Genomic DNA, 10929 nt, shown 5'->3' with positions numbered 1-10929 from the left:
CGCTAATCGCCCGCAAAGCCGAAGGGCGAAACCCCCGCCTCACGCTCGTTCACCACCAGCGCGCGACCGGTCGGCGGAGCGGAGCGTTGCGGGCATTCGCGGGTGCAGGCGCGACAGCCCAGTCCGACCGGCGTCGCCTCACCCGCAAAATCAAGACCGCGCGCGGCGGCCAACCCCCGGGCCGCGTCCGCCGCAAGGCCGAGCATCACCACGAACCGCGCCTTGACCGCGCCCGCCCACCCCCCGGGCGGCGCAACGCAGCGCGATGAGGTGAACCAGCGCGTCGTGCCGGCGCCGGCGACATCCTCCAGCTCGACCAGCTGGACGACGCGCTCGTCGGCCCGCTGAAAAGCGGCATAGGCATCGAGCAGCGGACATGGCGCGATCGATTCGACGATCGGCGAACCGCTGGCCCCGGCGAAGCGTTTCGACACCTGTCCGGCGCGATCGATGCGCAGCATGAAGAAGGGCAACCCCCGCGCGCCGACACGTTGCAGCGTGGTCAGCCGATGTGCGACCTGTTCGGCGCTGGCGCCGAAGCGGCGGCGCAGCAGTTCGAGGTCATAGCCGGTCGCCTCACACGCGCGCAGGAAGCGGGCGTAGGGCATCATCACCGCCGCGGCGAAATACCCGCTGAGATGCCGGCGATAGAGCCGTTCGGCGGTGCGATCGGTAAAGCCCGCGCCGCGCACCAGCGCGTCGATCTCCGCGCGCGCCTCACTCGCCAGTTGCCGCGCGAGCGCGAAGACGCGGCTCGGCGGATCGAGCGCTTCCGACAGCTGCAACTGGCGGGCATGCAGGTCGAGCCGCACGCGCAGGCCCGACAGCACCTCGATCGGCAGCACACGGATCGACAGTTGATGCTTGACGCGCAGCCGATCGGCCATGGCGCCGAACGGATCGCTCGACGCGATACGCAGTTCGTCGGCCAGCGCCTCGGCCGCCGCGTCCAGATCGGCGAAATGATTGCGCCATCGCTCGATCTCGCGACGCACCGCGCCACCGGGATCCTCCCCCTCCCCCGTGCTCGCGACGGCCCCCGCGCCGATCCGGTCATAGGCACGCGCGAACGCCTCTGCCCCGCCCGGCGCGGCGGCGAGCCATTCGGTCAGTTCGGTGCGATCGATCTCGATATCGGCGAACAGCGGATCGGCGAGGCGACGGCGCATCGCCTCTTCCCCGCCGCCCGGCTCCCCCGCCGACAGCGCGCGCGGATCGAAATCGAAGGTTTCGGCAAGGCCCAGCAACAGGGTCGCGGAGACCGGGCGCTGGTTGCGCTCGACCAGGTTCAGATAGCTGGGCGAGATGCCGAGCATTTCAGCCATCGTCGCCTGGGTCAGGCCCTGGCCGCGTCGCAGGCGGCGCACCGCATGTCCCGCGAACAATTTGCGCTCCGCCATGTCCATCTCCGCCGTGATCGACGCGGCTTCGCAGCCCCGTCAGCGCGAGTCAATATTTTACAACATTTCCGCCCCCGCCTCCGGAGACGCTACAGCCGGACCCCGCGAAACGCCATGTCGGCGTGACAAAGCGCCCCGATGTTAGTCATGAAGTTCACACGACTTCAGTTGCAGGAGCATCGATCATGAATACCCCCGAACCGGCCCGCGCCCGCCCGATCTTTTCGACCGCCGATTTCGCGCTGCTGAAGGAAGCGGTCGCGGATTACACCCGCAAGATCGCCGACGAGCCGCGATCGGTGCAGTTCGCCAACCTGTACCACCGCCTGGGACGGCTGGGCTGAAACCCGCCCGGACGCGGCCCGCCAGCCAGCCATGGCGGGTCGCCGGTTCGGATTTTCCGTGACCCTGGCATTTCCTGCTGCTATCCGCTTTCGAAGATAGGGTATGGAGCAGGATCGCCGCGCATGAGCCTTGACGCAGATACGTTCGACGCGTTGATCGAAGCGGTACGCCGGTTCGTGGCGGAACGACTGCGCCCGCTGGAGGCGGAGGTAGAGGCCGCCGACGCGATCCCCGCCGATGTGATCGACGAGATGAAGGCGCTGGGCCTGTTCGGCCTGTCGATCGCGGAGGAACATGGCGGGCTGGGCCTGACCATGGCCGAAGAATGCCGCGTGGCGATCGAGCTGGGGCGGACGACGCCCGCATTCCGATCCACCTTTGGCACCAATGTCGGCATCGGCTCGCAGGGCCTGGTGATGGCCGGAACGCCGGAGCAAAAGACCCGCTGGCTGCCCGGCATCGCCAGCGGCGATATCGTCACCAGCTTCGCGCTGACCGAACCCGATGTCGGATCGGACAGCGGCGCGGTAAAAGCCCGCGCGGTGAAGGATGGCGACGTCTATCGCCTGTCCGGCACGAAACGCTTCATCACCAATGCCGACAAGGCACAGCTGTTCACGGTGATGGCGCGCACCGGCGACGAACCCGGCGCGCGCGGGGTCAGCGCATTCCTGGTCCCGCGCGACCTGCCCGGCGTCAGCATCGGCGAGCCGGAGAAGAAGATGGGGCAAAAGGGCGCGAAGGTCGCCGACGTCATCTTCGACGACGTTCCCGTTCCCGCCGCCAACCGGCTGGGCGCGGAGGGCGAGGGGTTCAAGATCGCGATGCGGGTCCTCGATCGCGGGCGGCTTCACATCAGCGCGGTGTGCGTGGGGGTCGCCGAACGCCTGATCACCGACTGTGTCGCCTATGCCACCGAACGGCGACAGTTCGGCAAGCCCATCGCCGAGCATCAGCTGATCCAGGCGATGATCGCCGACAGCAAGACCGAGGCGCTCGCCGCCCGCGCGCTGGTGCTGGAAACGGCCGCGGCAAAGGACGCCGGCCGGGACGTGGTGCTGGAAAGCGCCGCGGCGAAGCTGTTCGCGAGCGAAATGGTCGGCCGCGTCGCCGACCGGGCGGTCCAGATTTTCGGCGGCGCGGGCTATATCGCCGATTACGGGATCGAACGCCTCTATCGCGACGTCCGGCTGTTTCGCATCTACGAAGGCACCAGCCAGATCCAGCAACTCATCATCGCACGCGAGACACTGAAGCGCGGCGGCTGAAGATACGGGAGAGAGACATGGACACGAGCGGATTCTTTCGTCTGGACGGCAAGATCGCGCTGGTCACCGGCGGCAGCCGGGGGATCGGCAGGATGATCGCCGAAGGGTTCATCGCACAGGGGGCAAAGGTCTATATCTCGTCGCGCAAGGCGGATGCGTGCGACGAGACCGCCGCCGAACTCGGCCCGAACTGCATCGCGCTGCCGATGGACGTATCGACGGTCGAGGGGTGCAAGGCGCTGGCGGCGGCGCTGGCCGAGCGCGAATCCCGCCTCGACATCCTGGTCAACAATGCCGGCGCAGCATGGGGCGTGGCGTTCGAGGAATTTCCCGAGAGCGGCTGGGACAAGGTGATGGACCTGAACGTCAAATCGCCCTTTTTCCTGACCCAGGCGCTGCACACGCTGCTGAAGGCCGAGGCGAGTTTCGATGCGCCGTCAAAGGTCATCAACATCACCTCGATCGACGGGCTGCGGCTCAACCCGTGGGAAACATACAGCTATCATGCATCGAAGGCGGCGCTGATCTACCTCACCAAGCGGATGGCGGCGCGGCTGATCCATGACGGGATCATCGTCACCAGCCTGGCCCCCGGCGCCTTTGCCAGCGAAATGAACCGCGCCGCCCGCGACCATGGCGATGCAGTGGCCAAGCGTATCCCGATGCGGCGCATCGGCACGCCCGAGGATATGGCGGGCGCGGCGATCTTCCTCGCCAGCCGGGCGAGCGACTATGTCGTCGGCGACACGCTGGTGGTGGATGGCGGGCTGGTCAACGCGTCGCTGGGGACGAGCATCGACGCCTGACGCACGCGCGGCGCCTCAGCGCGACGTCGTGCAGAAGGTGCGCCAGGGATCGACGATGTAGCTGCCATCGGCGCGACGATTGTCCTCGCGCTCGAAATAGACCGCCGGGCTGCCGCTGTTGTCGGGCATCAATCGCCCCAGCGCACCGGCCCACGGACCGCTGGTCAGGCGGATCGCCTGCCCCTCGCGGACGAACCGGCCCGACCCGTTTCGTGCGACATAGGTGCCGGACGGTGACAGCGTCAGCGTGCCGAGCGCGCTGGGGCGGATTTCGCGGGTGCCGATATCGCCGGCGACCACGCCGCCCATACGCTCCATATAGCTACAGGTCAGCTTGCCGGCCGGCAGCACGCCGGCGGCCGGCGGCCGCGACCCGGCCGCACCCCATTTCAGCGTGCCGGTGAAGGACCCGTTCACCTCACCCACCTTGTCGTAATAGCCGTTGATCGTGCCGGAATAGGGTTCGCGATCGCACCGCCCGCGAAGCTGGAAGCGATTGCGCCCGGCAACCCCCTTCAGCACGCAAAAACCGTTCTCGAAATAGGCGTGGCCCTGATCGAGATCGACGGTCATCGTCCGCCCGGCGACGTCCACGTCGAGCGTCCCCTTGATCATCCCCGCCGACAGGACGCCGCGAACGCGCCAGGCCCCCGACTCGCCATCGCTGGTGGCCAGCGTGCCGGCGCCGCTGAACGGACCCGAATTCGGATTGACGCTGACGGGTCGCTGGGCGGCGGGCGGTGGGATCCGTGCAGGGCGCGAAACCGGCGTCGGAGCGGGCGCGGGTGCTGGTGCATCCGGCCTGCGGCTCGCCCCTGCCGCCGCGAGCGATCCGGTGAACGTCCCGGAAATGGCGCCCTCCCCATCCAGAAAGCCGCGCATCACGCCAGAGAACGGCTTCGCATCACAGCTTCCCGCCAGTTCGATCCGGTCCCGTCCCCGCTCGCCGCGAATATAACAGCGGCCGTTTTCGCGATAGGCGCGCGCCTGGCCCGGATCGAGCCGCATGGTCCGGCCGGCCAGCTGTACGACCAGCGTTCCGGTCAGCCCCGATCCGGCAGCAACGGCATCGACGCTCCAGCTGCCCTGCCGTCCCTCGCTATCCGAAAGGGTTCCGCCGCCGGCCAGTGCCGACGCGCTGCCCGGCGTCGATTGCGCCCGGGCCGGGGTCAGGGAAAGCGGCGCGAGGATGGCCGCCACGGCAATGATACCGACCGAAAACATGCGCACATTCATGCATATAGCCCTCAACCCAAGGGCGAACGCTATCCGGTGGAGAGCGAATGCACAATCGGCGACGCTTACCGCGCGATGCCCCCCGCCGCGAGCACCGCCAGCGTGACCAGATCGCCGGCGGTGCTGGTCATCGGGGTGACCTGCACCGGCTTTTCCATGCCGACCAGCATCGGCCCGATCATCGCGTCACCACCCAGTTCGCGCAGCAGCTTGGCCGAGATATGCGCCGACTGGAGGCCCGGCATGATCAGGATATTGGCGGGACCCGACAGCCGGGCAAAGGGATAGTTGGCGAGCTGGCGGGGATTGAGCGCCACATCGGGTGCCATTTCGCCCTCATATTCAAAGCCGACCCCGCGCGCGTCCAGCACCTTCACCGCATCGCGGATGTTTTCCAGATAGGCACCCTTGGGATTGCCGAAGGTCGAATAGCTGAGGAACGCGACGCGCGGCTCATGGCCCATGCGCCGCGCGACATGCGCGGTCTGTTCGGCGATGTCGGCAAGCTCTTCCGCGCTCGGCCGTTCGTTGACGGTGGTGTCGGCAATGAACACGGTATGGCTCTGGCCGACAAGGATGTGGACGCCGAACGCGGTCTGCCCCTCGGCGACGTCGATCACGCGGCGGATCTCGCGCATCGTCTGCGCATAGGTGCGGGTGACGCCGGTGATCATCGCATCCCCCTCCCCCAGCTGAAGCAGGAGCGAGCCAAAGATGTTGCGATCCTGATTGACCATCCGTTCGCAATCGCGACGCAGATAGCCGCGCCGCTGAAGCCGGGCGTAGAGGAAATCCACCATCGCCGGGACCAGCGGCGAGACGCGGCTGTTGTGCAGCTCGAAACTCTCCGGATCGGCGACGCCCAGCGCGCGCAGCCGGTCGTACACATCGTCGCGACCGACCAGCACCGGGGTGCCATAGCCGCCGTCGCGGAACGCGATCGCCGCGCGCAGCACCACCTCTTCCTCGCCCTCGGCAAAGATCACCCGCTTGGGGTGGGCGCGCGCGCCCTCATAGGCCAGGGTGAGAACCGATGTCGTCGGATTGAGCCGGGCGCGCAGCGCATGGCGATAGGCGGCGAGGTCGAGGATCGGCTTGGTCGCGACCCCTGAATCCATCGCCGCCTGCGCGACCGCGACCGACACCACCTCCATCAACCGCGGATCGAACGGCGCGGGGATGATATATTCGGGACCGAAGCTGTGCTGTGTGCCATAGGCCAGCGCCACTTCCTCCGGCACCTGTTCGCGCGCCAGTTCGGCGATCGCCTGCGCGGCGGCGATCTTCATCTCCTCGTTGACCGCGGTGGCGCGCACGTCGAGCGCGCCGCGAAAGATGAAGGGAAAGCCGAGTACGTTGTTGACCTGGTTGGGATAGTCCGACCGGCCGGTCGCGACGATCGCATCGGGCCGCACGCCCTTGGCCAGTTCGGGGCGGATTTCCGGTTCCGGATTGGCCATGGCAAAGATGATCGGCGCAGGCGCCATGTCCTTCACCATCTCCGGCTTGAGCGCACCGGCGGCCGACAGGCCCAGAAACACGTCGGCGCCGACCAGCGCCTCGGTCAGCGAGGTGCGATCGGTGGCGACGGCGTGCGCCGACTGCCACTGGTTGACGCCCTCGCGGTCGGGGGTGATCACGCCCTTGCGATCGCACATCAGCACATGGTCGTGGCGCACGCCCATCGCCTTGATGAGTTCGGTGCAGGCGATCGCCGCCGCGCCGGCGCCGTTCACCACCACCCTGATGTCCTTCAGTTCGCGACCGGTCAGCCGGCACGCGTTGATCAGGCCGGCGGCGGTGATGATCGCGGTGCCGTGCTGATCGTCATGGAAGACCGGAATGTTCATCCGCTCGCGCAGCGTCTGTTCGATGATGAAGCATTCCGGCGCCTTGATATCCTCAAGGTTGATGCCGCCGAAACTGGGTTCGAGCAGTTCGACCGCGTCGATGATGCGATCGACGTCCTCGGTATTCAGTTCGATGTCCATCGCATCGACATCGGCGAACCGCTTGAAGAGCACCGCCTTGCCCTCCATCACCGGCTTGGAGGCGAGCGCGCCCAGATTGCCCATCCCCAGGATCGCGGTGCCGTTCGAGATGACCGCGACCAGATTGCCCTTTGCGGTATAGTCGTATGCCGTCGCGGGATCGTCGGCGATCGCCTGCACCGGCACGGCCACGCCGGGCGAGTAGGCGAGCGCCAGATCGCGCTGGGTGGTGAGCGGTTTCGACGCGACGATCTCGATCTTGCCGGGCCGTCCTTCCGAGTGGAACAGCAGCGCCTCGCGCTCGGAGAACTGGAGATTGGCTTCTTCGGACATCGCATCTTCCGCATGAGAGGGGGTGGCACCTGCCCTGTGACCGATGCGGGGGCCGCTTTCAAGGCGCGACCTGTCGTGCAGCGCAGCATGCATCCACAGCTTTCCGCAGCGCCGGATGCCCGCAGGGCGGGTGCGGGGTTGCCGCGCGCCGCCTCCTGCCTTTAACCCCGCGTCATGGCCGACGCCGCCCCCACCCCGATGATGGCACAGTATCTGACGCTGAAGGCGGAGTCGCAGGACTGTCTGCTCTTCTATCGCATGGGTGACTTTTTCGAACTGTTCTTCGACGACGCGAAGGTGGCGAGCGCGGTGCTGGACATCGCGCTGACCGCGCGCGGCGAGCATGGCGGGGAGAAGATCCCGATGTGCGGCGTGCCGGCGCATTCCGCGGAGGGATATCTGGCGCGGCTGATCAAGGCCGGCCATCGCGTCGCCATCGCCGACCAGATCGAAACCCCGGAGGAGGCGAAGAAGCGCGGCGGATCGAAGGCCCTGGTCGCGCGCGCCATCGTCCGGGTCGTCACCGCAGGCACGCTGACCGAGGAAGCGCTGCTCGACAGCCGTACGGCGAACTGGTGCGCCGCGATCGGCGAGGCGGGGGGCGAGTTCGCGATCGCCGCGGCGGACATCTCGACGGGGCGGTTCGAGATCCTGGAATGCCCGCAGGACGGGGTCGGCGCCGCGCTCGCCCGGCTGGCGCCGGCCGAGACGGTGTCCGCCGAGGCGGGGACGCTGGCCGGACTGGCCACGGTGCTGCGGCCGAAGGGCGAGTTCGACAGCGGCCGCGGGGAGACGCGGCTGAAGGCACTGTTCGCGGTCGCGACGCTGGACGGGTTCGGCGCGCCCGGGCGTGCGGCGCTGGCGGCGGCGGGCGGGCTGGTCGCCTATCTGGACCATACGGCAAAGGGGGCGCTGCCGTTTCTGCGCCCGCCGCGCGTCACCCGGGCCGAGGCGTGCATGGCGATCGATGCGGCCACACGCGAAAGCCTGGAGCTGACGCGGAGCCAGGCGGGCGTCCGCCGGGGCAGCCTGCTCGACGCGGTCGATCGCACCGTCACCGGTGCCGGCGCGCGGCTGCTGGCCGCCGATATCGCCGCGCCGCTGATGGACCGCGACGCGATCGAGGCGCGGCTGGACCTGGTCCAGCGTTTCCATGACGAGCCGGGGCTGCGCGAGGATGTCCGCGCGGCGTTGCGGGCGCTGCCCGATATCGGCCGCGCGATCGGGCGGCTGGCGGCGGGGCGCGGCAGCCCGCGCGATCTGGGCCAGCTGCGCGACGGACTCGACGGCGCGTGGCGGCTGGGCGAAAAGCTGGGCAGGCTGACGGAGCCGCCGGCGCTGCTCGCCGGGCTTGCCCCCGAACTGCGCGGGCATGGCGCACTGATCGACCTGCTCCAGCGCGCGCTGGTCCCGGCGCCGCCGGTCGATGCGGCCAATGGCGGCTATATCGCCGAGGGCTATGACGCCGCGCTCGACGACCTGCGCGACGCCGGAGCGGGGGGGAGGCGCGCGATCGCCGCGCTGGAGGCCGATTATCGCGAACGCACCGGGATCGCGGCGCTGAAGATCAAGCATAATGGCGTGCTCGGCTATCATATCGAGGTCGCGTCGAAACACGCCGACGCGCTGATGCGGCCCGACAGCGGCTTTACCCACCGCCAGACGCTGGCGGGCGTGGTGCGCTTCAATGCGCCCGAACTGCACGATATCGCGGTCAAGGTGACGCAGGCCGGCGCCCATGCGCTCGCCGCCGAGGCCGCGCATCTGGAGGAGCTGACCGGCGCCGCGCTCGACCGGCGTGAGGCGATCGCGGCGACCGCCGACGCGCTCGCCCGGCTCGACGTCGCGGGCGCGCTGGCGGAACGCGCGGCAGAGGGCGGGTGGAGCCGGCCCGCGTTGGTCGATCACGCCTGTTTCGAGGTCGAGGGTGGGCGCCATCCGGTGGTCGAGGCGGCGCTGGCGAAGAGCGGCGAGCGGTTCGTCGCCAATGATTGCGACCTGTCGGAGCGCAGCCGCCTATGGCTGGTCACCGGGCCGAACATGGGCGGCAAATCGACCTTCCTGCGCCAGAATGCGCTGATCGCGGTGCTGGCACAGGCGGGCGCCTATGTCCCGGCCACGCGCGCGCGGCTGGGGCTGGTCGATCGCCTGTTCAGCCGGGTGGGCGCGTCCGACAATCTGGCGCGCGGACGATCGACCTTCATGGTCGAAATGGTCGAAACCGCCGCGATCCTGGCCCAGGCGACGCCGCACAGCTTCGTCATCCTGGACGAGGTCGGGCGCGGCACCAGCACCTATGACGGCCTCGCCATCGCCTGGGCGGTGGTCGAGGCGATTCACGAGGACAATCGCTGCCGCTGCCTGTTCGCGACCCATTATCACGAGCTGACGCGGCTGGCCGAGCGGTGCGAGGCGCTGTCGCTCCACCATGTACGCGCGCGCGAGTGGAAGGGCGATCTGGTGCTGCTGCACGAAGTGGCGGAGGGGCCTGCCGATCGCAGCTATGGGCTGGCGGTCGCGCGGCTCGCCGGCCTGCCGCCGGTCACGATCGCGCGGGCAAAGGCGGTGCTGGCGAAGCTGGAGGCGGGACGGGAGAGGACCGGCGGGATCGCGGCGGGGCTGGACGATCTGCCGCTGTTCGCCGCGACGAGCGTAGCGGAAGCCGAACCGGTCGATGCGCTGCGTGCCGAACTGGCGGAACTCGACATCGACGCATTGAGCCCGCGCGACGCGCTCGATACGCTGTACCGGCTCAAGGGGTTGATGGACGGATGATGCGCGAATCGGGACTTGTCGGCCTGTTGCAGGTGATCTTCGCGTGCGTGCGCGAAGGCTATGGCCGGGCGCGGGCGTGGCAGGTGATGGCGGGATTTGCAGGGCTCGTCCTGCTGATCGTCGCGGCGTTCGCGGTGCTGATCTCTGCCGGCCGGTGGCTCGCCTGACCGGATCAGTCCGACGCGGGTGAGTGGGCGCGCCGCGCCTTCACCGCCTCGACCCACCACAGCAGTTCGTCGGCGAAACCCGGGAAACCGCGAACCAGCGCGGCCCCGCCCTCCCCCTGCGGCGCGTCGCTGGCGTCCAGCGCCTGGCCGACCTGCCCGACCGTGAGCGTGGCGGGGATGACGACCATCCCCAATTCGGTCAGCGTCGGATGCCACATCGAATTGCTGCGCGCGCCCGCCAGTCGCCCGCCCGAATAACTGGCGATCGCGGCGGGCCGGCGGAACCATTGGGCAAGAAAATGATCGGTCAGGTTCTTGAGGCCCGGCTGCATCCCCCAATTATATTCGCCCGCGACGAACACGAAGCCGTCTGCGGCCGCGATCCGATCGGCAAGTGCCGCCATCGCCGCCGGCGCCTCGCCCTCGGGATAGTCGCTATGGCGACGGTCGAGCATCGGCAGCCCGACCTCCTGCGCATCGACCAGTTCGGCGTCGCATCCGCGCGCGGCGAATTGCGCGGTGAGCCAGCGGGCGAGGCGGATGCCGACCCGGTCGCGGCGATAGGACCCATAGAATATGAGGATGCGGTGCGACGTGGCGGCGGCTCC

The 10929-nt window shown here is 68.7% G+C and carries 9 protein-coding genes; 5 read left to right on the top strand and 4 right to left on the bottom strand.

Features of this window, described 5'->3' with window-relative positions; genetic code table 11:
- Positions 1–2 precede the first annotated feature (2 nt).
- On the bottom strand, positions 3–1400 hold the full coding sequence (locus tag KF783_RS14905) for a helix-turn-helix transcriptional regulator (RefSeq protein WP_294080726.1): 1398 nt from the start codon (positions 1398–1400) through the stop codon (positions 3–5).
- A gap of 185 nt (positions 1401–1585) precedes the next feature.
- On the opposite strand from KF783_RS14905, the gene KF783_RS14900 reads away from it, so the two are divergent.
- The 3 genes from KF783_RS14900 (at position 1586) to KF783_RS14890 (ending at position 3819) form a co-directional block, all read left to right on the top strand.
- Entirely contained in the window at positions 1586–1744 is a 159-nt protein-coding gene (locus KF783_RS14900) for a hypothetical protein (RefSeq protein WP_294080724.1), read from the top strand.
- 123 nt (positions 1745–1867) lie between these two features.
- Complete coding sequence (locus KF783_RS14895; protein ID WP_294080720.1) at positions 1868–3013, top strand: acyl-CoA dehydrogenase family protein; 1146 nt, start codon at positions 1868–1870, stop codon at positions 3011–3013.
- Positions 3014–3030: 17 nt separating this feature from the next.
- On the top strand, positions 3031–3819 hold the full coding sequence (locus KF783_RS14890; protein ID WP_294080718.1) for an SDR family oxidoreductase: 789 nt from the start codon (positions 3031–3033) through the stop codon (positions 3817–3819).
- Between the two features lie 15 nt (positions 3820–3834).
- Here KF783_RS14890 and KF783_RS14885 read toward each other — a convergent pair whose 3' ends face one another.
- Positions 3835–5055 carry a hypothetical protein gene (locus KF783_RS14885; RefSeq protein WP_294080716.1) on the bottom strand — a complete coding sequence of 407 codons (1221 nt, stop codon included), beginning with the start codon at positions 5053–5055 and terminating at the stop codon, positions 3835–3837.
- 65 nt (positions 5056–5120) lie between these two features.
- Positions 5121–7379 (bottom strand): NADP-dependent malic enzyme, encoded by a 2259-nt coding sequence (locus tag KF783_RS14880; RefSeq protein ID WP_294080714.1) that lies wholly within the window; start codon positions 7377–7379, stop codon positions 5121–5123.
- A 198-nt stretch (positions 7380–7577) separates the two neighbouring features.
- On the opposite strand from KF783_RS14880, the gene mutS reads away from it, so the two are divergent.
- Both mutS and KF783_RS14870 read left to right on the top strand, forming a co-directional pair.
- Complete coding sequence (gene mutS / locus KF783_RS14875; RefSeq protein ID WP_294080780.1) at positions 7578–10154, top strand: DNA mismatch repair protein MutS; 2577 nt, start codon at positions 7578–7580, stop codon at positions 10152–10154.
- The gene (locus KF783_RS14870) at positions 10151–10321 is read left to right on the top strand and encodes a hypothetical protein (RefSeq protein ID WP_294080712.1); all 171 of its coding nucleotides are present in this window, start codon (positions 10151–10153) and stop codon (positions 10319–10321) included. The genes mutS and KF783_RS14870 overlap by 4 nt, the downstream gene beginning before the upstream one ends.
- A gap of 5 nt (positions 10322–10326) precedes the next feature.
- Here the strand turns inward: KF783_RS14870 and KF783_RS14865 are convergent, their stop codons facing one another.
- Positions 10327–10905 (bottom strand): NAD(P)H-dependent oxidoreductase, encoded by a 579-nt coding sequence (locus KF783_RS14865; protein WP_294080778.1) that lies wholly within the window; start codon positions 10903–10905, stop codon positions 10327–10329.
- Positions 10906–10929 lie beyond the last annotated feature (24 nt).

The organism is Sphingomonas sp. (assembly GCF_019635455.1).
Lineage (GTDB): Bacteria > Pseudomonadota > Alphaproteobacteria > Sphingomonadales > Sphingomonadaceae > Sphingomonas.
This window is presented reverse-complemented; position numbering and strand designations above follow the sequence as displayed.

What these genes read in the sequence shown, in the direction of transcription:
- KF783_RS14905 (WP_294080726.1), bottom strand. Translation starts at nt 1,400, where the DNA reads ATGGCGGAGCGCAAATTGTTCGCGGGACATGCGGTGCGCCGCCTGCGA.
- KF783_RS14895 (WP_294080720.1), top strand. Translation starts at nt 1,868, where the DNA reads ATGAGCCTTGACGCAGATACGTTCGACGCGTTGATCGAAGCGGTACGC.
- KF783_RS14870 (WP_294080712.1), top strand. Translation starts at nt 10,151, where the DNA reads ATGATGCGCGAATCGGGACTTGTCGGCCTGTTGCAGGTGATCTTCGCG.
- KF783_RS14900 (WP_294080724.1), top strand. Translation starts at nt 1,586, where the DNA reads ATGAATACCCCCGAACCGGCCCGCGCCCGCCCGATCTTTTCGACCGCC.
- mutS (WP_294080780.1), top strand. Translation starts at nt 7,578, where the DNA reads ATGATGGCACAGTATCTGACGCTGAAGGCGGAGTCGCAGGACTGTCTG.
- KF783_RS14890 (WP_294080718.1), top strand. Translation starts at nt 3,031, where the DNA reads ATGGACACGAGCGGATTCTTTCGTCTGGACGGCAAGATCGCGCTGGTC.
- KF783_RS14885 (WP_294080716.1), bottom strand. Translation starts at nt 5,055, where the DNA reads ATGAATGTGCGCATGTTTTCGGTCGGTATCATTGCCGTGGCGGCCATC.
- KF783_RS14880 (WP_294080714.1), bottom strand. Translation starts at nt 7,379, where the DNA reads ATGTCCGAAGAAGCCAATCTCCAGTTCTCCGAGCGCGAGGCGCTGCTG.